This window comes from Psychrobacillus sp. NPDC093200 (assembly GCF_050280345.1).
Classification (GTDB): domain Bacteria; phylum Bacillota; class Bacilli; order Bacillales_A; family Planococcaceae; genus Psychrobacillus; species Psychrobacillus faecigallinarum.
Genome location: NZ_JBNNVC010000002.1, coordinates 426,767 through 448,663 on the forward strand (window position 1 = coordinate 426,767; position 21,897 = coordinate 448,663).

The following is a 21,897-nucleotide window of genomic DNA, read 5'->3' on the forward strand; positions in this document are numbered from 1 at the left end:
CATGGTTTTATATTTATTGGGGAGTTTCCTGGAACTCTATCTTAATCAATTCTCCCGTAGAGGTAGTATATTCAATACTTACAAAAACACCAAACTCTTTGATGTCATCCTTTATCCAGAGCTTAAATCTCTCAATTGTTGAATTCTCTTTTGTTTCCCTTCCTTCGTACAAGTAGTCAATAATAGACGCATTTGGATATTTTGACTGAGTCTCCTTTACTGCAAGCTTCCCCCATTTAGCATAGACTGGAACAGCCTCTTGAGCATTTACATTGGTTGATAAACTAATCGGAACAGAGACTCCAGCTATAAGTAGTCCGAGGATGAAACAGATTTTTCTAAACATTAAACTTCAGCTCCTTTTTATATAAGATGAGCATATTATTTAAAGTCATTCTTCCTGTAAGAATTAAACAAATAGCTTAATTAGAATAATTTGCTCAATTCATCTAGCGAGTACGCTAATTTCAATAGTTTGAAGGAACATAGAATATACGCTATAATTTATGTATACAAAGATTGAAAACGTACAAATTTTAATGCTTTGATAAATAACATGGGGAAGGAGGCACTGTTTGCCTCCTTCTTCGTATTTTATAAAAGAACATAGAAAGAAGGCTTAGAATGGTCCGTGGAGTGTATATACATATCCCTTTTTGTCATCAAATATGTAATTATTGTGACTTTAATAAATTCTATTTTCATAATCAGCCAGTCGATGAGTATATCGAGTCGTTAGGAAAAGAAATGGCGCTTTGGCAAGACGATTTAGCGAAAGCTAAGATAGAGACAATTTTCCTTGGAGGAGGAACACCTACTGCCTTGTCGCTTGAACAGTTAGAACGTTTGCTTACTCTGATACATCAATATATTCCGCTTGAACACGTAAAGGAATTTTCTTCGGAAGCAAATCCAGATGAGCTAACTCTGGAGAAAATGCAGCTAATGCGAAAATTTGGTGTGAATAGATTAAGTATGGGAGTGCAAACTTTCAATCAGGACTTGTTAAAAATCTTAGGAAGAACACATTCTAATAATCACGTTTATGATGTTATTCAATACGCAAAACAGACGGAGTTTCCTTCTATAAGTATTGACTTGATGTATGGTTTACCTAATCAAACCATGGAGCAGTGGAAAGAATCACTCCAGGAGGCATTTCGTTTGAAGATTCCTCATATTTCAGCATATTCCTTACTCGTAGAGCCGAAAACAATATTTTATAATCTCCTTTCAAAAGGCAAACTTTCCTTACCAGGAGAGGATTTAGAGGCTGAAATGTATGGCTATTTAATGGATGAAATGAAGAAAAATGGATACAAACAGTATGAAATTAGCAACTTCTCATATGAGGGAAAGGCATCAGAACATAACTTACTGTATTGGAATAATGATGAATATATTGGTTTGGGAGCAGGTGCACATGGATATGTGAACAGTATTAGATATTCTAATCATGGCCCCCTAAAAAAATATATGCAGCAGCTAGAGATAGGTGAAAAGCCTGTAATGATGCAAAAAGAAGTGACTTATGAAGAGAAAATGGAAGAAGAAATGTTCCTCGGACTTAGAAAGAACCAGGGAGTTTCCCTATCCAACTTTGACAAACGGTACGGTAAAAGTCTTTACGAGGCTTACGGTAACGAAATAGAGGAGCTTCTAAAAAAGGAACTTCTAGAAATAAAAAATGATTACGTTTTTTTAACTAATCGTGGAAGATTTGTTGGCAACGAAGTATTTCAATATTTTCTAAAATAATTAATACTTAATCGTTGACAGTTTTCTTTAGATTTGATAAGTTTTATATGAGTATTAGCACTCTCTATAGATGAGTGCTAACAGAGGTGATGATCATGCTAACTAACAGGCAATTGTTAATATTGCAAGTAACGGTAGATGATTTTATTGAAACTGCTCAGCCAGTTGGATCTCGTCAACTTTCGAAGAAGGAGGAAGTACCTTTTAGTCCTGCGACTATTCGAAACGATATGGCGGATTTAGAAGATATGGGTTTCTTAGAGAAAACACATACTTCTTCTGGCCGCGTACCTTCAGAAAAGGGCTATCGTTATTATGTGGATAATTTATTAACTCCACAGCTTATTTCCAAAGATGAGATCAAACAAATTCGTTCTATTTTTGAAGAAAGAATGGTAGAGACAGAGCAAATAATTCGAAAGTCAGCAAACATTTTGTCTGAGCTAACGAACTATACCTCTATTATGTTAGGCTTAGATGTCAGAAAGCATCGGGTCAAACGGTTATCTATTGTGCCATTAACGGATGATTCTGCAGTTGCTATTATTGTTACCGACAGTGGACATGTGGAAAATCGTGTATTTTCTATACCTGAAAATTTTACTGCTTCAGATATTGAGCGTATGGTCAATATCATTAATGAGCATCTAGTTGGAGTTCATTTACACGAACTACAATCTAAGCTAGAGATTGTGACTCAATCAGTGCTTCGTCAAAATAGTGGACGTTTAAACGCTCTAGTTGGATCTTTAAACAAAGCTATGACTATTGAGCACGAGGATAAAGTTTATTATGGCGGTAAAATGCAACTTTTAAGCCAACCAGAATTTAATGATGTAGAAAAAGCAAAAAGTATCATGTACTGGATGGAACACGTCAATGAGTTCCCAGGACTATTCCATTTGAACAAAAAAGGCATCAATATCAGTATTGGTTCTGAAAACAATCAATTTGGAATGGACAATTGTAGTATCATTACAGCCTCTTATGATATTGGAGAGGAACAAAGTGGCTCTATTGCTATAATAGGCCCCACAAGAATGGACTATAGGCGTGTAGTATCGTTATTAGACGTGATAAGTGGGGACTTGTCTAGAGAGTTGTCTAGGATATTACGTGGTCAACATGGATAAAGGAGAGTTGCTGCTAAATGGAAAACAAAAACGAAAATGTAAATGAAGAAGTAAAAACAGAACAAGAGACTGTTACTCAAGAAGTAGTAGACGAAACGACAGAGTCGACTGAAAATAATGAAGCTGTCGAGGTAGAAGAAGTAGATGAATTAACTCTTCTCAAACAACAATTGGAAGAAGAGCAGGATCGAGTTATTCGTATTCGTGCAGACTTTGAAAATTACAAACGACGTGTTCAATTAGACAAAGAAGCAGATTATAAATATCGTGCCCAAGCATTGTTGAATGATCTTTTACCGGTTTTAGATAATCTAGAGCGTGCTCTAGCAGTGGAACCAAAAACAGAAGAAGCAGTTTCTTTAGCTAAAGGTGTAGATATGGTTTACCGCTCTCTAGTGACTGCAGTTGAAAAAGAAGGATTAGAAGCAGTGAAAGCTGAGGGAGAGCCTTTTGATCCGAATTTACATCAAGCAGTTATGCAAGAGAAGGATGACACAAAAGAATCTGGCATTGTCCTTCAAGAATTACAAAAAGGCTATAAATTGAAAGATAGAATACTACGACCATCAATGGTTAAAGTAAACGAATAGTAAATTCAAACAGATTTTTATTGGTACCATTTTGGTCACCAATTATATTATAAATTGCATATAAACAGTATTTATTAGGAGGAAAATTGTATGTCAAAAATTATCGGTATTGACTTAGGAACAACAAACTCATGTGTATCTGTACTAGAAGGTGGAGAACCAAAAGTAATTCCAAATCCAGAAGGAAATCGTACGACACCATCTGTAGTTGCTTTTAAAAACGGCGAAAAACAAGTTGGGGAAGTAGCAAAACGTCAATCTATTACAAATCCAAATACAATTTCTTCAGTTAAACGTTTAATGGGTACAAGTGAAAAGGTTTCTGCTGAAGGCAAAGAATACACTCCACAAGAAGTTTCTGCTATGATCCTTCAATATTTAAAAGGATTCGCTGAAGAATATCTAGGAGAAAAAGTAACTAAAGCTGTAATTACTGTACCTGCATACTTTAACGATGCTGAGCGTCAAGCTACAAAAGACGCTGGACGAATTGCAGGACTAGAAGTAGAACGTATTATCAATGAACCTACTGCAGCAGCTCTAGCATATGGTTTAGATAAAATGGATCATGATGAAAAAATTCTTGTTTATGACCTTGGTGGAGGTACTTTCGACGTTTCTATACTTGAACTTGGTGATGGAGTATTTGAAGTATTAGCTACTGCAGGGGACAACCGTCTTGGTGGGGATGACTTTGACCAAATAATCATGGATTACTTAGTACAAGAGTTTAAAAAAGAAAATGGTATTGATCTTTCTAAAGATAAAATGGCAGTACAACGTTTGAAAGATGCAGCTGAAAAAGCTAAAAAAGATCTTTCTGGCGTTACATCAACACAAATCTCACTACCGTTTATCACTGCTGGAGAAGCTGGTCCACTTCACTTAGAATTGACAATGACTCGTGCAAAATTCGATGATCTTACTGCTCAATTAGTAGAGCGTACAATGGTACCAACTCGACAAGCATTAAAAGATGCTGGATTATCTTCATCTCAAATTGATAAAGTTATCTTAGTTGGTGGATCTACTCGTATTCCTGCTGTACAAGAAGCTATTAAGAAAGAAACAGGTAAAGAACCACATAAAGGTGTAAACCCAGATGAAGTAGTAGCAATGGGAGCAGCTGTACAAGGTGGAGTTTTAACTGGTGACGTAAAAGATGTAGTACTTTTAGACGTAACACCACTTTCTTTAGGGATTGAAACAATGGGAGGAGTATTCACGAAGTTAATCGATCGTAATACAACAATTCCGACATCTAAATCACAAACTTTCTCAACTGCTGCTGATAACCAACCAGCTGTAGATATTCATGTGTTACAAGGTGAACGTCCAATGGCAGCGGACAACAAAACTCTTGGCCGCTTCCAACTTGCTGATATTCCACCAGCACCACGTGGAGTACCACAAATCGAAGTTACATTTGATATCGATAAAAACGGTATCGTAAATGTTAAAGCTAAGGATCTTGGAACTCAAAAAGAACAAACAATAACTATCCAATCAAACACTTCATTATCTGACGAAGAAATTGATCGTATGGTAAAAGAAGCAGAAGCAAACGCTGAAGCTGATAAAGTTCGTAAAGAAGAAGCGGAAGTTAAAAATGAAGCAGACCAACTAGTATTTATGACTGAAAAAACTCTAAAAGATCTTGAAGGTAAAGTTTCAGATGATGAGAAAAAATCAGCAGAAGATGCAAAAGAAGAGCTTAAAGCAGCTTTAGAAGCTGGAAACTTAGAAGACATTAAAGCTAAAAAAGACAAGTTAAATGAAATCGTTCAACAACTTACAATGAAGCTTTATGAACAAGCACAAGCTGAAGCAGCTGCTAATGGACAACAAGAAGGCGGACCATCTGATGACGGCGTAGTCGATGCAGAGTTTGAAGAAGTAAACGACGATAAAGACAAGTAATGTCGACCAGAAAAAGTCAAAGACCGTTTTCGGCTTTGGCTTTTTCAATGTCTGTAATATGGAGAAAAACGCTAATTGTTTTGCTATTACGAAATTGTCCATGTTACAATTATCTTTATGTGTAAGTTAACAGAGCAGGAGAGTGAACTATGAGCAAACGTGATTATTACGAAGTACTTGGTGTAGCCAAGAGTGCATCTGGGGACGAGATAAAAAAGGCATATCGTAAATTGTCTAAGCAATATCACCCAGATTTAAACAAGGAAGCTAATGCAGAAGAGAAATTCAAGGAAATCTCCGAAGCGTATGAAGTTTTAAGTGACGACCAAAAACGTGCACAATATGATCAATTTGGTCATGCGGGACCAAACCAAGGATTTGGTGGTGGTTTCAGTGGTGCAGATGGTTTTGGATTTGAAGATATATTCAGTTCATTCTTTGGAGGCGGAGGAACACGACGTCGAGACCCAAATGCGCCAAGAAAAGGGAACGATCTTCAATACTCTATGACTATAGAATTTGAAGAAGCAGTTTTTGGTATGGAAAAAGAAATTGAAATATCTAAGGAAGAAACTTGTGATACATGTAGTGGTACTGGAGCTAAACAAGGTACTCATCCTGAAAAATGTTCGCACTGTAACGGAAATGGTCAAGTGAATGTCACTCAAGACACTCCTTTTGGTCGAATTCAAACGAAGCGTGCATGTAACTACTGTGAGGGTACAGGGAAAATCATCAAAGAAAAATGTTCAACCTGTCATGGTAGAGGAACGGTTAATAAGCGCAAAAAGATTAAAGTTACTGTACCAGCTGGTGTAGATGATGGGCAACAACTACGTGTAAGTGGTCAGGGTGAGCCAGGAGTAAACGGTGGTCCTGCTGGTGACCTTTATGTAGTATTCCGTGTAAAAGCCGATCCTCGCTTTGAGCGTGATGGCGACGATATTTATTACGAGCTACCTTTAACCTTTGCTCAAGCAGCACTAGGAGACGAAGTAGAGATTCCAACTGTTCAAGGAAAAGTTAAGCTTAAAATTCCTGCAGGTACACAGTCTTCAACAACATTCCGTCTTAAAGGAAAAGGCGTGAAAAATGTACATGGCTATGGTGTCGGTGATCAACATGTTATCGTAAAAGTAGTTACACCTAAAAAGCTTACAGAAAAACAAAAACAATTATTACGTGAATTTGCGGAAATCAGTGGAGATATTCCGGAAGAACAAGGTAGTTCATTATTTGATAAAATCAAAAGAACAATAAAAGGCGAATAAGGAGTTGGAGCAAGTGAAATGGTCGGAGCTATCTATTCACACTACTAATGAGGCAGTGGAAGCGGTAAGCAATATTTTGCATGAGGCTGGTGCAAGCGGAGTAGTTATTGAGGATTCAGAAGAATTGGTTAGAGATAGAGAAGATATCTTTGGAGAAATCTATAGCTTAAATCCAGATGATTTTCCGGTAGATGGTGTGCGAATAAAAGCTTATTTAGCCGAAACAAGCTTTTTATTAGAGACAGTAGAAGAGATTAAGGTTGCGATCAACAACTTGCTAAATTTCAATATCGACTTAGGACATAATATAATCACTGTAACAGAAGTTGACGAGGAAGATTGGGCAACGGCTTGGAAAAAATATTACCATCCTGTAAAAATCTCAAATCGATTTACTATTGTCCCAACATGGGAAGAATATGAAAGAGTTAACTCAGATGAGTTAATTATTGAGTTGGATCCTGGTATGGCCTTTGGTACAGGTACACATCCAACGACTGTTATGTGCTTGCAAGCGCTCGAGAAAACAGTTCAGCCAAATACTTCAGTAATTGATGTTGGAACTGGCTCAGGAGTTCTGTCAATAGGAGCAGCAAAGCTAGGTGCTTCTTCGATTCATGCTTTGGATCTTGATGAGGTAGCAGTAAAATCTGCAAAAGAGAATATTGCCATTAACAGAGTGGATGATATCGTTCAAGTTACTCATGGGAACCTACTTGATAATGTAACTGAACAAGCAGATATTGTTGTCGCAAATATACTAGCTGAAATTATTATGACCTTCACAGATGATGCCTATTCTATTGTTAAGCCTGGTGGACTTTTTATCACTTCAGGTATTATTGCGACAAAGAAAGAAGATGTAAGAGAATCTTTACAGCAGTCAGGCTTTGAAGTGGATGAAGTCATGATGATGGAAGACTGGGTTACAATTATTTCTAGAAAGCCTGTAAAGTAAAGGGGTAATTATCTTGCAACGTTATTTTACAAAAGAGCCTGTAGACCAAAATAATACTATTACTATAACTGGAGAAGACGCGCATCACATGATTCAGGTGATGCGCATGTCTCCTAGTGACCATGTATATATAGTAAGTGAAAAAGATACTTATATTATGTCGATTGTACAAGGGACCTCTAAAGAAGTATTGCTAGAAGTAGTTGAAAAGCTGAAAGTTACAAACGAAATGCCTTTGCAAGTTTCAATTGTTTGTGGGCTACCTAAAGGAGACAAACTGGAACTTATAACTCAAAAGGGAACCGAGCTTGGTATGCATTCACTTTTCCCATTTGAAGCAAAGCGATCTATTGTAAAATGGGATAAGGCAAAAAATGATAAAAAGATTGGCAGACTTCAAAAAATTGCTAAAGAAGCAGCAGAGCAATCGCATAGATCTTTTATTCCACAGATACATAATCCTGTAACGATGTTGGAACTTTTAGAAATTGCTAAACAGTATGATGTTAAATTTGTAGCAGATGAAGAAGATGCTAAACTAACAGAACGACAAAAGTTTGCCGACCAATTAAAAAAGGTGTATGATAAACAATCGATACTGATTGTTTTTGGTCCAGAGGGTGGATTGGACAGACAAGAGGTAAGACAATTATTAGAAAATGATTTTAAACCTATCGCACTTGGACCTAGAATTTTAAGAACAGAAACGGCGCCATTATATGCGCTTGCTGCAATTTCCTATGAATATGAATGAAAGAGGTGTAAGGATATGTCATCCGTTGCATTCCATACATTAGGCTGTAAAGTAAACCATTACGAAACAGAGGCTATTTGGCAACTGTTTAAGGATAATGGTTATGAACGTACGGATTTTGAAAAAAAATCTGATGTGTATGTTATAAATACTTGTACTGTAACGAATACAGGAGACAAAAAAAGCAGACAGGTCATTAGACGTGCTATTCGTCAAAATCCTGATGCTGTTATTTGTGTTACTGGATGTTATGCTCAAACTTCTCCTGCTGAAATTATGGCTATTCCAGGAGTAGACATTGTTGTCGGTACTCAAGAACGTACGAAAATGCTTGGTTATATTGAACAATATAAAATGGAGCGTAAACCGATCAATGCAGTAGGAAACATTATGAAAAATCGTGTATATGAAGAGCTTGATGTGCCTTCATTTACTGACCGTACTCGTGCATCCTTGAAAATCCAAGAAGGTTGTAACAATTTCTGTACATTTTGTATCATTCCATGGGCTCGTGGTTTGATGAGATCCAGAGACCCTCAAGAAGTAGTAAGACAAGCCCAGCAACTGGTTGATGCAGGGTATTTAGAAATCGTGTTAACTGGTATTCATACTGGTGGATATGGAGAAGATTTAAAGGACTATAATTTAGCTCAATTATTACGAGATATTGAGATGAATGTTAAGGGCTTGAAACGTTTAAGAATTAGTTCCATCGAAGCAAGTCAGCTATCAGACGAAGTGATTGATGTATTAAAAGAATCTAAGATTGTAGTGAGGCATTTGCATATTCCTATACAATCAGGATCCGATACTGTTCTTAAAAGAATGCGTCGTAAATACACGATGGAATTCTTCGCTAATCGCTTGGATCGCCTAAGAGATGCTCTTCCCGATTTAGCAATCACTTCAGATGTAATTGTAGGATTCCCAGGAGAAACGGAAGAAGAATTTATGGAAACATATAACTTTATCCGTGACCAAAGATTCTCTGAATTGCACGTTTTCCCATATTCAAAACGTACTGGTACACCAGCAGCTAGAATGGAAGACCAAGTAGATGAAGAGATTAAAAATGAACGTGTTCATCGCCTAATAACACTGAATGACCAATTGGCGGTAGATTATGCTTCTCGTTTCGAAGATGAGGTACTTGAAATTATTCCTGAGGAAGTAGTAAACAATGAATCAGGAGAGTCATTTGTAGAAGGATATACAGATAATTACTTAAAAGTTATTATTCCAGGTACAGAAGAGTTAATAGGTAAATTAGTGCGCGTAAAAATAACACGGGCTGGATATCCACAAAATGAAGGACAGTTTGTACGAATATTAGAAGAAGTAAAAGAACTAGTGTGACATTCATACTAAGCTTCTAACCTTAGACAAAGTACCCTGAGAGTTCAATTCTCGGGGTACTTTGTCATTTTTGAAGATAATTGAGTTCATATCTCCCCTGAACTCTAAGAGTTAGTAGTATCTACGAAAAGTCAGACGGTCAAACTGCTCAATCGGTAGCATGTGTTCAAGGTCATTGATTTGGTTTATTGTCCTCATGATATTTAACACGTTAAACCTAACGTATTAGTAGATTTAGAAATTCAACACTTATTGATGTGCAAACTCTCGCCACTGAAGTGGAAGGAGCTAAGAATCCTAAGCGGACAGCTCGCGGATCCGTTGCATCCGGATTTGCCCATGCCTGTGAAAAGCAAGACGCCTGAAACTAAAATCGACGATTACATATTATGTAGTAAAAATAAAAAAACTATTTGTTTTGTTTACAGTCTGAAGCTAGTATGGCTTTCACACTAGCTTTTTTTTGTTTTTATCAGTAATATTAAGAGGTACGTACAACTGGAAGGAGTTTATATGATGACACAAAACATAGCCGCATTAATAGATCATACTCTATTAAAACAAGACGCAACAAAAACACAAATTGAAAAACTTTGCGAGGAAGCGAAACAATATAACTTTGCTTCTGTTTGTGTAAATCCTTCATGGGTAAAATTAAGCGCATCTTTATTAAAAAATTCACCTGCTAAAGTTTGTACAGTTATTGGCTTTCCATTAGGAGCTACTACTAGTGAAGTTAAAGCTTTCGAAACAACTAATGCTATCGATAACGGTGCTGAAGAAATTGATATGGTTATCAATGTAGGTGCTTTAAAGGATGAAGATTATGATTATGTCCAAAAAGACATAGAAGCAGTAGTTAATGCTGCAAAAGGCAAGGCAATAGTGAAGGTAATTTTAGAAACTTGCTTGTTAACGGATGAACAAATTATTAAAGCTAGTGAGTTATCTAAAACTGCTGGGGCAGATTTTGTCAAAACTTCTACTGGTTTTTCTACTGGAGGAGCAACAGTCAGCGCAGTGAAAATCATGCGTGAAACAGTTGGACCAGACCTTGGTGTCAAAGCTTCTGGTGGAGTTCGAAGCCTTGAAGATCTTGAAGCGATGGTAGATGCAGGAGCTACTCGAATAGGGGCAAGTTCTGGTGTTGAGATTGTAAACGGATTAGAAAGTAAATCTGATTATTAATTAATGCCAAAGTATTGACCAAGACTTTATTATACGGTATAATTTTTTAGTACATAACACTTGGTTATGTACTGACGTGTGTTCGGAGGGAGGGAAAGAGAGATGTCAAAAACTGTCGTTCGCAAAAACGAATCGCTTGAAGATGCTCTTCGCCGCTTCAAACGTACTGTATCTAAAAGTGGTACAATTCAAGAGGTTAGAAAGCGCGAGTTTTATGAAAAACCAAGCGTGAAACGTAAAAAGAAATCAGAAGCTGCACGTAAACGTAAGTGGTAATTTAATCCCAACCATCCCTACGTTCAAAACACGTACTGTATGATTAAAATTTACAATTATGTAAACCGAGAAAATTTATTTTCTCGGTTTATTTTAATTTATTGAAACTTTTTTGATTTTCAACCGTAAACAGTAATATACATATAGAAGAAGGGAGGTTTAAGTGTGAGATTAGCGCGGCTGTTTATTTCTTTTTGCTTATTACTTGCCGCATTTGCAATGGTTGTACCCTCTTTTTCAGCAGACACTCAGACTGTCTATAAGGTTCCTATATACGAAGAAGTAGAAGACGGCTTATATGCTTTCTTAAAAAGGTCTATAAAGGAAGCGGAGGAAGCAGAAGCAGATGCTATAATTTTTGATATAAATACTCCTGGTGGATTCGTAGACTCGGCAGAGAAAATCGTGAATTTGTTAGATTCAACACCTATTAGGAAAATAGCCTATATTAATTCGCAGGCATTATCGGCTGGAGCCTATTTAGCTCTACACACAGACGAGATTTATATGTCACCTAATGGGTCGATGGGAGCAGCAGCAGTTATTGATAGCGCCGGAAATGCTGCTGACATGAAGGCAACTAGTGCCTGGAAGGCTAAAATGAGAAATGCAGCTGAAAGAACCGGCAAAGAACCTATTTATGCTCAAGCGATGGCAGACGAGTCTGTTGATCTTCCTGAGTACAGAGCGGGAGAAGGACAATTGTTAACGCTTTCAGCAAGAGAAGCAATAGAAGTCGGTTATTCAGAGGGAACGGTTGCTACTTTTGATGAATTGCTTACAAAAAGCAATTTAACAGGAGCGAAAGTAGTTGAAACAAAGGAAGCTTTTGTAGAAACGCTAGCAAGAATTGTTACTAACCCAGTAGTAGTGCCGATTTTATTATCTCTTGCAAGCTTAGGGCTAATCCTAGAGTTATATTCCCCAGGTTTTGGAGTACCTGGAACGGTAGGTTTACTTTCTTTAGGTCTATTCTTTTACGGGCATCTTGTAGCAGGATTAGCAGGATATGAAACCTTTGTTTTACTGGCACTGGGAATCCTGCTAGTAATAGCCGAATTCTTTATTCCTGGTGGGATTATTGGTATATTAGGTTTAGTAGCTATATTATTTAGCATAATATTAGCAGGTGGTAATCTTTTTTATATGAGCGTTGCGGTTTTAATAGCAATAACAGTAGCTATAATAGGAATGGTGATTATTGTGAAATTCTTCGGAAAAAAGGTTAGGTTATTAAACAAAATGATTTTGACGGATGCAACTACTACTGAAAAAGGATATGTGTCCAATCATAATCGTTTAGATTTAGTTGGAAAAATAGCTGAAACGATGACACCGCTTAGACCTTCTGGGACTATACGTATTGAGAACGAGCGCATCGATGCTGTATCCGACGGAAGTTTTATCGGAAAGGATAAGCAAGTGGTTATTATTAAGGTTGAAGGCTCTCGAATAGTTGTTCGAGAAGCAAGAGAAGGGGAGGCAACACAATGATTAGTGGTAGCATGATAGGTACAATAGTAATAATTGTCATAGCTTTCATCCTATTATCGGTATTTTTAACATTTTTCCCGATAGCATTATGGATTTCAGCTATTGCAGCAGGAGTTAAAATTAGTATTTTTACACTAGTAGGTATGAGATTACGTCGAGTAATTCCATCTCGTATTGTAAATCCTCTTATTAAAGCACATAAGGCTGGATTGAATGTAACTATCAATCAGTTAGAAAGCCATTACTTAGCTGGTGGTAACGTTGATCGAGTTGTCAATGCGCTTATCGCTGCACATCGTGCAAATATTGAGTTATCATTTGAACGTGCAGCAGCAATTGATTTAGCAGGCCGTGATGTACTAGAAGCAGTACAAATGTCCGTTAACCCGAAAGTAATTGAAACACCATTTATTGCAGGTGTTGCGATGAATGGTATCGAAGTAAAAGCAAAAGCACGTATTACAGTTCGTGCCAATATTGACCGTTTAGTCGGTGGTGCTGGTGAAGAAACAATTGTAGCTCGTGTTGGTGAGGGTATCGTTAGTACAATTGGTTCGAGTGTAAGCCATGAACGCGTATTAGAAAACCCGGATTTAATTTCACAAACAGTTCTGTCTAAAGGGCTAGATTCTGGTACAGCATTTGAAATTCTATCGATTGATATTGCGGACGTTGATGTCGGCAAAAACATCGGTGCTGAATTACAAACAGAGCAAGCAGAAGCAGATAAAAAGATTGCTCAAGCTAAAGCAGAAGAACGTCGTGCAATGGCAGTAGCCTCAGAACAAGAGATGAAAGCGAAAGTTGTAGAGATGCGCTCTAAAGTCGTAGAGGCAGAAGCAGAAGTGCCACGTGCAATGGCTGAAGCTTTACGCGAAGGTAATATGGGTGTTATGGATTATATGAATTATAACAACATCAAAGCAGATACTGGTATGAGAGACTCTATCAGCAAGGTTGGAAATGATAAACCTTCCACTGATGAGTTAAAAGACTAGTATTAGCGCAGAAAGGAGGACTTCTCCTTGGAAGGTTTAATACTACCCTTAATAATTATTATTCTTACTTCATTGTTTGGAAGAAAGAAGCAGGAAGAAAAACCTGCACCTAAGCCTGCACAGCCCAATATACAAAGGGCTCCACAGCAAAAGCCGGTTGCTCAAAATCCTTTTAAAAGCTTAGGGGAATTAGCGAAAGAGTTTCAACAGGAGCAACAAACCAAAATGGAAAGAAAACCTCTTTCTGTACCTAAAGAAATACGGGTAGATGCTCCTCCGGTTATAGAAAAGGTCGGAAGGGAAATAGGAAGAGACCAAGGTGTTCCGAGGTCAACTGGCCGTCTTTCCGTGCATCAAGTCAGCCAACAAAATGCCACTAAAAAGTCGGTTGTTCAAAATATTATGCCCGATACAAAAGAAGAGCTTATGCGTGCTATAGTTTTATCGGAGATATTAGCTCCTCCAAAATCAAAAAGATAAATCATGAACACCCCTTTACATGCATAAATTCATGTAAAGGGGTGTTTTTTATCAAACAATTATTTCCACTCCACGCGAGTATTATGATTGATAATTTTGATGACATTATTTTAGATTATGAAATTTCGCTTCTTCGATTATCAGATACGGAGTTAGTCTGTTCCTACAATCATCATCTACTAGAAATACAAGCTGAACGATTATTTATAAAGTCGATGTCAATGGAACGCCTTCATCTTCAGGTAGATAAACTCCAGTGCTTTAAACTTACTAGGAAGGACAACGGCTAATGTCAAAACAACTAGTACGTATCCAATTAGCAAGCACCACTGATCAGTTTGTTTTGTTTCAGAAATTATTGTCTCACGATATCGAAGTGTATCGAGTTTATAGCACGGAGGATAGTTTGTTCTTCTCCATTCAGAAAAAAGATTTGAAGCAATTTAGGAAAATACGAAAAACGATGAAACTTCCTGTAAAGCTAAAGGACGAAACAACAAGCGGCACCATTTCCATATATTCTTATTCCATTATTGGGGTAATCTTTTTTTTCATAATACCGCTGATCTTTGCACAATTTATATGGAAGGTCAACATTGATTCATATACGCCAGAGAGTAACATCATGATAACGGAACAGCTAAAGGAAATGAAAATTAAAGAAAGGATGCTTATTTCTTCATTACCATCTGAACAAGAAATTAGGCAGAAACTTCTACTGAAGCATAAGGAATTTTCTTGGATTCATTTTACTCAATCTGGTTCAACTTTAACAGTCACCCCTATGCTTGCCCCGGTAACAAATGAGCGAGAAGTAAAAAATGCACCGCCATCTCATCTTATCGCTAAAAGAAGTGGAGTAATTACAGACTTTGAATTAGTAAAAGGGGTACGAGCGGTAGAAAAAAATACTTCAGTTAAAAAAGGTGATATTCTTGTTAATGGATTTGTTACTCAAGGTGACAAACGGATAATTACAAGTGCTGAGGGTAAAGTGTACGCAAGCTATTGGATAGAGCTTAACTTTGAACTTCCAAGAAAGGTCACTATCATAAAGCCTACAACCCGAGAAGTGCTCATTCAAAAAAAGACAGATGATAAGAATGACTTTTGGAAGGAAATAGCTATGCCACGGTTTTTGCAGCCTTATTTTAAAGCAGGGTATGTACAAGGTAGTGAGGTGGTTTCGTATGATCTAAATGAGGAATCAGTTAAACATCTAGTACGTCCTTTATTATTTCAAAAAATCATGAATGAATTACCTATTGGCACTCAAATATTAGAAGATAAAGTTTTACAGATGTCTATTGAAAATGATAAAGTGAAAGGGAAGATATTATTACTAATAAATGAAAATATTGCAACACCACAAGTTATACCCCAAGGAGACGACACATGAGCCAACAAAAACAACTAGACATTAATCTGCAAGACCCAACCGAAGCAGTTATGCTGCTAGGTATTTCAGATAAAAATATTAAGCTTATTGAAGAAGAGCTAAAGGTGCAGTTGATTACTAGAGGCGAGTTGATACAAATTGCTGGAGAAGAACAAAATGTGGAAGATGCAAGACAGTTAATCATACAGCTACTACTTGTAATTAGAAAAGGTATTAATATTAACCTTCGTGATGTTTCAACTGCAATTGAAATGAGCATTAATGGAACTATTGAGTATTTCGCAAGCCTCTATGATGAAGAGATTGCTCGGAATACAAAAGGGAAAGCAATTCGAGCGAAGACAATTGGTCAAAGAGAGTATATTCAAGGTATTAGACATTCTGATTTGACATTTGGAATCGGGCCAGCGGGAACTGGGAAAACCTATCTTGCTGTAGTAATGGCAACCCAAGCCTTAAAAAATGCACACGTTAAGAGAATCATTTTAACACGTCCAGCAGTCGAAGCAGGTGAAAGTCTAGGATTTCTACCTGGAGATCTAAAAGAGAAGGTAGACCCTTATTTACGCCCGTTATATGATGCTTTGCATGATGTGTTAGGTACTGAACAAACAGATCGCCTAATGGAACGAGGAACTATAGAAATTGCTCCTCTTGCTTATATGCGTGGGAGAACCTTAGATGATGCATTTGTGATTTTGGACGAAGCTCAAAATACAACAAAAGCTCAAATGAAAATGTTTTTAACCCGCCTAGGCTTCGGATCTAAAATGGTGATTACTGGAGATAAAACCCAAATCGATTTACCGAAGGGTGCCGAGTCAGGCCTAATTGTTGCTGAAAAAATTCTTCATAAAGTTTCAGGAATCCATTTCCAATATTTAGAGCAAGGGGATGTAGTACGTCATCCTCTAGTAGCTAAAATTATTTCTGCATATGAAGAAAATCAATAATATATTAAAACAGCTGTCAATAATAGACGGCTGTTTTTTGTTTACTGATTCACATACGTTTTCCTAAAGATATATATTTACATTCATGCTAACCTTTTTTAAAGCTATAACACTCTTAATAGATTAATTGTCCAATTGTTTTGTATATAAGGTATAATAAAGAGAATAGTAGAGCAAGGGGATGAATGGATGAAGTCGTTAATAATGAAATGGAAAAGATGGCGAGAAAATAAATACCTCCCTATAATTATTATCCTTCTAACTTCTATCAGTATGTTCCTATTAATAAAAGGAAGCGTACAAGAAAATACATACGATATATCTTTAATGAATTTAGCCCCTGAAACTATTCGATCCGTAAAAACAATGGAAGATCCTGTGAAGACGGAGGAGGAAAAAGAAAGGGCGGCTGCTGAAGTATCTCCTGTATACCAATTTCAAGAAGAAACGGCAGAAAATCAATCCACAATTGCCGAATCTATCTTTGACAGTGTATTAGATGTAAAAGGAGAGATTTCCCCGGATGAACCTGAATCAGCAGTTGAAAGTTTACAAAAACTAAAAAAAGAGATGAACGTGCTAACAGAAAATGATAGCTTTGTGCCTTTGACAGATGATGCTTTAAACATATTACTAAAGCAAAATCCCGCTACGCTTAACGAGGCGAAAGAAAAGCTGCCGGTTTTAGTAGAAGAGACTTTAAATGAACCAATCCGAACGGAAAACTTGGCCATAGAAAGAGATAAAGTCGTTCAAAAAGTACGTACTACATTTAATTTTCCTGATGACGTAACGAATGTCCTCATATCAATTGCTCGTGGCTCCATAATAGCGACAGAAATAAAAAATGATGAATTAACCGATCTACGTATCGAACAAGCTAAGGCCAGTGTTGAGCCTACAAGAATTTTACAAGGTCAAATACTTGTACAAAAAGGTGAAATCGTTAGTAAAGAGGTATATCGTCAACTAGAGTTATTAGGTATGCTGACAAACAAATCATCCTATAAGCCATACATAGGTGTATCGCTATTTGTTTTACTTACGATGTGGGTTCTTTTTGGACAAACAATTCGTGTAAAAGAATCTAACCTTCACAACGCAAAAAATCTGATTGTTGTGGCTTTTAGTGTTATTGTATCCGTGTTGATGATGAAAGTGCTACAATCAGTAGCGTACAATTTTGATATCATTATTGCATTTTTGTTCCCGACTGCTATGGTATCCATGTTAGTTTATATATTAGTCAATGAACGAGCAGCCTTTATTTCTAATTTTGTCGTAGCTGCTTATGCTGGTATTATTTTTCAAGAGGGATATACGAATATTTTTCAAATGGAAGTGGCGTTATACATACTTTTTGGTGGGATAGCGGGCATTTTTGCTATGCAGCATATGTATAACACTTCACAGATTCTGCGTTCAAGCTTAATAGTGGCCTCAGTTAATTTAACGTTTATATTATTTTATTTGTTGATGACCAAAACCACTTATGAGTTTACAGATATTGCATTCTATATCGGGGCAGCATTAGTTTCTGGAGTGTTATCAGGTGCACTTACTCTTGGTATTTTGCCTTTTTTTGAGTCAGCTTTTGGTATACTTTCCACTATGAGGTTGATTGAACTTTCCAGTCCAAATCATCCCTTGTTAAAGAAAATACTGACAGAAACACCTGGTACGTATCATCATAGCCTAATGGTGGCAAACTTAGCAGAAGCGGCCTGTGAGGCTATAGGGGCGAATGGCTTACTTGCTAGAGTTGGTTGCTATTACCACGATATCGGTAAAACTAATCGTCCAGGATTTTTTATAGAAAACCAAGTTAATGGTTATAATCCGCACGATAATCTATCGCCGGAGGCAAGCAAGGATATTATTATTTCTCATGCAGTAGATGGAGCAGACATTTTAAAAAAAAATAAGCTTCCTAAAGAAATTATTGATGTTGCTGAGCAGCATCATGGCACAAGCCTATTAAAATTCTTTTATCATAAAGCAAAAGAAATGAATCCGAATATTGCAGAAGGATCTTTTAGGTATCCTGGTCCAAAGCCACAAACAAAGGAAATAGCTATTATTTCTGTAGCTGATAGCGTAGAAGCTGCTGTTCGCTCAATGAAGGAACCGAATGCAGAAAAAATACACCGCCTAATCCAATCAATTATTAAAGATAAGGTAATTGATGGACAATTTGATGAATGCGATTTATCATTCAAGGAAATAAAGAAAATTGAGGAAAGTTTCTGTTCAACGATGAATGGTACATTCCATTCCAGAATAGAATACCCCAAATAATCAGTAAGGAGTAAACAAACATGCTAGTAATGGATTTAATGGACGAAACAAATACATTATCCGAAGAAGCAGTTGCATTAGTTGAGAAAGTACTTCAATCAGCAGCAGATCAATTACATGTAAAAGATGGAAGTGAAGTTAGTGTCACTTTTGTAACTAATGATGTAATTCAAGAAATCAATAAAAACTATCGAAACAAAGACATGCCTACAGATGTAATCTCATTTGCAATGGAAGAAATGGGTGAAGGAGAAATAGAAATAAAAGATGCAGACCTTCCTACATTGCTTGGAGATATAGTTATTTCAGTAGAACGTACAACGGAGCAAGCAGAGTCGTATGGACATTCTTTTGAAAGAGAGCTTGCCTTCTTAGCTGTTCATGGATTTTTACATTTGCTAGGGTACGATCATGGAACAGAAGAAGAGGAAAAGGAAATGTTTGGTTTACAGGAAAATATTTTACAAGCTTTTGGTTTAAAGCGTGAAGGCCATGAACTTTCATAAATTTGGTAAGTCATTCGTCTATGCTACACAAGGAGTATTACAGGCTGTTAAAACAGAACAAAACTTTCGCTTACATTTACTGGCAGCAGGTATAGTTTCGTTAGCGGGTATATTCACCGGGCTCTCTAAATGGGAGTGGATCATTATTGTCATGCTCATTTTTGGGATGTTCATGATAGAATTGGTTAATACGGCGATTGAAAGGGTTGTAGACCTTGTATCACCTGACTATCATCTATTAGCTCAGCAGGCAAAGGATATTGCTGCTGGAGCTTGTCTAGTCTATGCAATCTGCACAGTAATTATAGGTTTAATCATATTTATACCGAAATGGTCGGTAATCTTATTTTAAAAGGTGTGTTCATCATGGATAAAGAGAAATTATTAGAATCATCTATAGCAGCGAGAAATGAAGCATATGTTCCTTATTCAAAATTCCCAGTAGGTGCAGCTCTACTAACTGTTGACGGTGAAATCATATTAGGTTGCAATATTGAAAATGCGTCGTTTGGATTAACAAACTGTGCAGAAAGAACAGCAATTTTTAAAGCCGTTTCTGAAGGCAAAAAGAACTTTGCTGCTATTGCTGTTTCCGGTGACACCGAGGGGCCAATTTCTCCTTGTGGAGCTTGCAGACAAGTTTTAGCTGAATTTTGCGATGCGGATATGCCAGTATTTTTAACAAATTTAAAAGGAAATGTAACAGAAACAACGGTATCTGAGTTATTACCAGGAGCTTTTACAACGGAGGATTTAGATTATGCAGCAAAACAATGAAGGTTTTAAATCAGGTTTCATATCAATTATTGGACGTCCAAATGTAGGGAAATCTACTTTTTTAAACCGTGTTATCGGTCAGAAAATAGCAATTATGAGTGATAAGCCTCAAACCACTCGAAATAAGGTACAAGGGGTTCTTACTTTAGATGAAAGTCAAATGATTTTTATCGATACGCCCGGTATCCATAAACCAAAGCATAAACTTGGAGATTTTATGTTAAAGGTTGCTAAAAACACATTACGCGAGGTTGATGTAATATTATTTATGGTAAATGCTACAGAGCCAAGAGGTAAAGGTGATGAGTTTATCATAGATTTGCTTGAAAAAAATGAAACACCTGTATTTTTAGTTATTAACAAAATTGACCAGGTGCATCCAGATGATTTGATAGGAATCATTGAGTCTTATAAAGACAAATATGATTTTGCTGAGATCGTTCCAATTTCCGCTCTTCAGGGTAATAATGTGGAAAGGTTGCTAGAGACGATTCAATCGTATTTGCCGGAAGGCCCACAATACTATCCAGCTGACCAAGTAACAGATCATCCAGAGAGATTTATTATTTCTGAGTTAATACGAGAAAAGGTATTACATTTAACAAGGGAAGAGATTCCACATTCAATTGCAGTAGTGATAGATAAAATTAAAAAAGAAGAAGACACAGATAAAGATATGATTCGTGTAATGGCTACAATTATTGTAGAGCGAGATTCCCAAAAAGGTATTGTAATTGGTAAAAAAGGTGCTCTTCTTAAAGAGGTTGGAACAAGAGCGCGTCATGACATAGAAATGCTATTAGGAACCAAAGTATTTCTAGAGCTATGGGTGAAGGTACAAAAGGATTGGCGCAATAAATCCGCCCACTTAAGAGACTATGGTTTTAGAGAAGACGAATATTAAGAATGGGACTTATAGAGCAAGCTTAGAAGGAAGGGAAGGCTTTTGCTTCAAAAGGTAGAAGGGATTGTCTTACGAACCTCATCTTACGGAGAAACAGATAAAATAGTAACTATTTTCTCACGAGAATTAGGGAAAAGGGCAGCTATGGCTCGTGGTGCAAAAAAGCCGACGAGCCGGCTCTCTTCTATTTCTCAGCCATTTACTTATGCATATTTCTTAATTCAGCAAGGAAGAGGCATGGGATCTCTGCAGCAAGGAGAAATTATTGACTCGATGCGTGTAATCCGGGAAGATATTTTTACCACCGCCTATGCAAGCTTTATCATGGAGTTAGTTGATAAGTTAATAGATGATGAGTCACCAAAACCGCATGTATTTACGATTTTACAGCAAGCGTTAGAGGCTATAACTGAAGGCTATGACCCAGAGGCAATTAGCTTGTTTGTAGAATGGAAGATGTTACCTGTTGCGGGCATATATCCTGTACTTCATCAATGTTCAAATTGTGGATCTACAGATGGAGAATTTGCATTTTCCTTCGCTCAGATAGGTTTCTTATGTCATCGTTGCTTTTCGATTGATCCATACTTAATTCGGTTAACCCCAGCTCAGGTTAAGCTAATCAGAACATTTTATACGGTCCCGATAGATCAGGTTGGTAAGCTTTCCTTAAAAAAAGAAACAAAAGGTTTTATAAAAAAAATTGTGCGAACAATTTATAATGAGCAAGTAGGAGTACGTTTAAAATCTCAAGGGTTTTTGGACCAAATGGAAAAGACCCCAGAGTTCTATAATAATCCTCAAAAGGATTCTTCTTCGGAAGAGTAATTTCGAAGGAGCATTTTTTTGTAAAAATAAGAAAAAGGAGAGAAAGTGAATTTTTC

The 21,897-nt window shown here is 36.9% G+C and carries 23 protein-coding genes; 22 read left to right on the forward strand and 1 reads right to left on the reverse strand.

Annotated elements, in window-relative coordinates; genetic code table 11:
- Nucleotides 1-13: 13 nt before the first annotated feature.
- Entirely contained in the window at nt 14-346 is a 333-nt protein-coding gene (locus ACQKNZ_RS09720; protein WP_427659410.1) for a DUF3889 domain-containing protein, read from the reverse strand.
- Nucleotides 347-624: 278 nt separating this feature from the next.
- Between ACQKNZ_RS09720 and hemW the strand changes: the two genes are divergently transcribed.
- From hemW to recO, 22 genes are all read left to right on the forward strand, one after another.
- Nucleotides 625-1,758: a radical SAM family heme chaperone HemW gene (gene hemW / locus ACQKNZ_RS09725; protein WP_427659412.1), complete on the forward strand. Its 1,134-nt coding sequence runs from the start codon at nt 625-627 to the stop codon at nt 1,756-1,758.
- A gap of 95 nt (nt 1,759-1,853) precedes the next feature.
- Nucleotides 1,854-2,891 carry a heat-inducible transcriptional repressor HrcA gene (gene hrcA / locus ACQKNZ_RS09730; protein ID WP_144535851.1) on the forward strand — a complete coding sequence of 346 codons (1,038 nt, stop codon included), beginning with the start codon at nt 1,854-1,856 and terminating at the stop codon, nt 2,889-2,891.
- Nucleotides 2,892-2,908: 17 nt separating this feature from the next.
- Nucleotides 2,909-3,481 (forward strand): nucleotide exchange factor GrpE, encoded by a 573-nt coding sequence (gene grpE, locus ACQKNZ_RS09735; RefSeq protein ID WP_154310635.1) that lies wholly within the window; start codon nt 2,909-2,911, stop codon nt 3,479-3,481.
- Between the two features lie 90 nt (nt 3,482-3,571).
- Complete coding sequence (gene dnaK / locus ACQKNZ_RS09740; RefSeq protein WP_144535855.1) at nt 3,572-5,401, forward strand: molecular chaperone DnaK; 1,830 nt, start codon at nt 3,572-3,574, stop codon at nt 5,399-5,401.
- 149 nt (nt 5,402-5,550) lie between these two features.
- Nucleotides 5,551-6,672 carry a molecular chaperone DnaJ gene (gene dnaJ / locus ACQKNZ_RS09745; RefSeq protein ID WP_144535857.1) on the forward strand — a complete coding sequence of 374 codons (1,122 nt, stop codon included), beginning with the start codon at nt 5,551-5,553 and terminating at the stop codon, nt 6,670-6,672.
- 13 nt (nt 6,673-6,685) lie between these two features.
- On the forward strand, nt 6,686-7,630 hold the full coding sequence (gene prmA / locus ACQKNZ_RS09750) for a 50S ribosomal protein L11 methyltransferase (protein ID WP_144535859.1): 945 nt from the start codon (nt 6,686-6,688) through the stop codon (nt 7,628-7,630).
- Between the two features lie 13 nt (nt 7,631-7,643).
- Nucleotides 7,644-8,384, forward strand: coding sequence for a 16S rRNA (uracil(1498)-N(3))-methyltransferase (locus tag ACQKNZ_RS09755; RefSeq protein ID WP_154310638.1), 741 nt, complete (start codon nt 7,644-7,646; stop codon nt 8,382-8,384).
- Between the two features lie 15 nt (nt 8,385-8,399).
- Nucleotides 8,400-9,740: a tRNA (N(6)-L-threonylcarbamoyladenosine(37)-C(2))-methylthiotransferase MtaB gene (gene mtaB / locus ACQKNZ_RS09760; protein WP_144535863.1), complete on the forward strand. Its 1,341-nt coding sequence runs from the start codon at nt 8,400-8,402 to the stop codon at nt 9,738-9,740.
- A gap of 516 nt (nt 9,741-10,256) precedes the next feature.
- Nucleotides 10,257-10,928, forward strand: coding sequence for a deoxyribose-phosphate aldolase (gene deoC / locus ACQKNZ_RS09765; RefSeq protein ID WP_340863278.1), 672 nt, complete (start codon nt 10,257-10,259; stop codon nt 10,926-10,928).
- 102 nt (nt 10,929-11,030) lie between these two features.
- Nucleotides 11,031-11,204: a 30S ribosomal protein S21 gene (gene rpsU, locus ACQKNZ_RS09770; protein WP_004227078.1), complete on the forward strand. Its 174-nt coding sequence runs from the start codon at nt 11,031-11,033 to the stop codon at nt 11,202-11,204.
- Between the two features lie 165 nt (nt 11,205-11,369).
- Nucleotides 11,370-12,698 carry an NfeD family protein gene (locus ACQKNZ_RS09775; protein WP_427659417.1) on the forward strand — a complete coding sequence of 443 codons (1,329 nt, stop codon included), beginning with the start codon at nt 11,370-11,372 and terminating at the stop codon, nt 12,696-12,698.
- Nucleotides 12,699-12,709: 11 nt separating this feature from the next.
- On the forward strand, nt 12,710-13,696 hold the full coding sequence (gene floA, locus ACQKNZ_RS09780; RefSeq protein ID WP_186318093.1) for a flotillin-like protein FloA: 987 nt from the start codon (nt 12,710-12,712) through the stop codon (nt 13,694-13,696).
- A 27-nt stretch (nt 13,697-13,723) separates the two neighbouring features.
- Nucleotides 13,724-14,176, forward strand: coding sequence for a hypothetical protein (locus ACQKNZ_RS09785; RefSeq protein ID WP_144535869.1), 453 nt, complete (start codon nt 13,724-13,726; stop codon nt 14,174-14,176).
- Nucleotides 14,177-14,259: 83 nt separating this feature from the next.
- Complete coding sequence (locus tag ACQKNZ_RS09790; protein ID WP_144535871.1) at nt 14,260-14,466, forward strand: hypothetical protein; 207 nt, start codon at nt 14,260-14,262, stop codon at nt 14,464-14,466.
- Nucleotides 14,466-15,575: a sporulation protein YqfD gene (locus ACQKNZ_RS09795; protein ID WP_144535872.1), complete on the forward strand. Its 1,110-nt coding sequence runs from the start codon at nt 14,466-14,468 to the stop codon at nt 15,573-15,575. The genes ACQKNZ_RS09790 and ACQKNZ_RS09795 overlap by 1 nt, the downstream gene beginning before the upstream one ends.
- A complete protein-coding gene (locus tag ACQKNZ_RS09800; RefSeq protein ID WP_144535874.1) occupies nt 15,572-16,528 on the forward strand; it encodes a PhoH family protein in 957 nt (318 codons plus the stop codon). The genes ACQKNZ_RS09795 and ACQKNZ_RS09800 overlap by 4 nt, the downstream gene beginning before the upstream one ends.
- Nucleotides 16,529-16,717: 189 nt before the next feature.
- Nucleotides 16,718-18,826 carry an HD family phosphohydrolase gene (locus ACQKNZ_RS09805; RefSeq protein WP_342577112.1) on the forward strand — a complete coding sequence of 703 codons (2,109 nt, stop codon included), beginning with the start codon at nt 16,718-16,720 and terminating at the stop codon, nt 18,824-18,826.
- Nucleotides 18,827-18,846: 20 nt separating this feature from the next.
- Nucleotides 18,847-19,332 (forward strand): rRNA maturation RNase YbeY, encoded by a 486-nt coding sequence (gene ybeY, locus ACQKNZ_RS09810; protein WP_144535878.1) that lies wholly within the window; start codon nt 18,847-18,849, stop codon nt 19,330-19,332.
- Nucleotides 19,319-19,684, forward strand: coding sequence for a diacylglycerol kinase family protein (locus tag ACQKNZ_RS09815; RefSeq protein ID WP_144535880.1), 366 nt, complete (start codon nt 19,319-19,321; stop codon nt 19,682-19,684). Before ybeY ends, ACQKNZ_RS09815 begins: the two co-directional genes overlap by 14 nt.
- 14 nt (nt 19,685-19,698) lie before the next feature.
- On the forward strand, nt 19,699-20,109 hold the full coding sequence (locus tag ACQKNZ_RS09820; protein ID WP_144535882.1) for a cytidine deaminase: 411 nt from the start codon (nt 19,699-19,701) through the stop codon (nt 20,107-20,109).
- Nucleotides 20,093-21,013 (forward strand): GTPase Era, encoded by a 921-nt coding sequence (gene era, locus ACQKNZ_RS09825; protein WP_144535884.1) that lies wholly within the window; start codon nt 20,093-20,095, stop codon nt 21,011-21,013. The genes ACQKNZ_RS09820 and era overlap by 17 nt, the downstream gene beginning before the upstream one ends.
- A gap of 42 nt (nt 21,014-21,055) precedes the next feature.
- Nucleotides 21,056-21,841, forward strand: a complete 786-nt coding sequence (gene recO / locus ACQKNZ_RS09830) for a DNA repair protein RecO (protein WP_154310641.1) — start codon at nt 21,056-21,058, stop codon at nt 21,839-21,841.
- Nucleotides 21,842-21,897: the final 56 nt, after the last annotated feature.

What these genes read in the sequence shown, in the direction of transcription:
- ACQKNZ_RS09720 (WP_427659410.1), bottom strand. Translation starts at nt 346, where the DNA reads ATGTTTAGAAAAATCTGTTTCATCCTCGGACTACTTATAGCTGGAGTC.
- hemW (WP_427659412.1), top strand. Translation starts at nt 625, where the DNA reads ATGGTCCGTGGAGTGTATATACATATCCCTTTTTGTCATCAAATATGT.
- hrcA (WP_144535851.1), top strand. Translation starts at nt 1,854, where the DNA reads ATGCTAACTAACAGGCAATTGTTAATATTGCAAGTAACGGTAGATGAT.
- grpE (WP_154310635.1), top strand. Translation starts at nt 2,909, where the DNA reads ATGGAAAACAAAAACGAAAATGTAAATGAAGAAGTAAAAACAGAACAA.
- dnaK (WP_144535855.1), top strand. Translation starts at nt 3,572, where the DNA reads ATGTCAAAAATTATCGGTATTGACTTAGGAACAACAAACTCATGTGTA.
- dnaJ (WP_144535857.1), top strand. Translation starts at nt 5,551, where the DNA reads ATGAGCAAACGTGATTATTACGAAGTACTTGGTGTAGCCAAGAGTGCA.
- mtaB (WP_144535863.1), top strand. Translation starts at nt 8,400, where the DNA reads ATGTCATCCGTTGCATTCCATACATTAGGCTGTAAAGTAAACCATTAC.
- deoC (WP_340863278.1), top strand. Translation starts at nt 10,257, where the DNA reads ATGACACAAAACATAGCCGCATTAATAGATCATACTCTATTAAAACAA.
- rpsU (WP_004227078.1), top strand. Translation starts at nt 11,031, where the DNA reads ATGTCAAAAACTGTCGTTCGCAAAAACGAATCGCTTGAAGATGCTCTT.
- floA (WP_186318093.1), top strand. Translation starts at nt 12,710, where the DNA reads ATGATAGGTACAATAGTAATAATTGTCATAGCTTTCATCCTATTATCG.
- ACQKNZ_RS09790 (WP_144535871.1), top strand. Translation starts at nt 14,260, where the DNA reads ATGATTGATAATTTTGATGACATTATTTTAGATTATGAAATTTCGCTT.
- ACQKNZ_RS09795 (WP_144535872.1), top strand. Translation starts at nt 14,466, where the DNA reads ATGTCAAAACAACTAGTACGTATCCAATTAGCAAGCACCACTGATCAG.
- ACQKNZ_RS09800 (WP_144535874.1), top strand. Translation starts at nt 15,572, where the DNA reads ATGAGCCAACAAAAACAACTAGACATTAATCTGCAAGACCCAACCGAA.
- ACQKNZ_RS09805 (WP_342577112.1), top strand. Translation starts at nt 16,718, where the DNA reads ATGAAGTCGTTAATAATGAAATGGAAAAGATGGCGAGAAAATAAATAC.
- ybeY (WP_144535878.1), top strand. Translation starts at nt 18,847, where the DNA reads ATGCTAGTAATGGATTTAATGGACGAAACAAATACATTATCCGAAGAA.
- ACQKNZ_RS09815 (WP_144535880.1), top strand. Translation starts at nt 19,319, where the DNA reads ATGAACTTTCATAAATTTGGTAAGTCATTCGTCTATGCTACACAAGGA.
- ACQKNZ_RS09820 (WP_144535882.1), top strand. Translation starts at nt 19,699, where the DNA reads ATGGATAAAGAGAAATTATTAGAATCATCTATAGCAGCGAGAAATGAA.
- era (WP_144535884.1), top strand. Translation starts at nt 20,093, where the DNA reads ATGCAGCAAAACAATGAAGGTTTTAAATCAGGTTTCATATCAATTATT.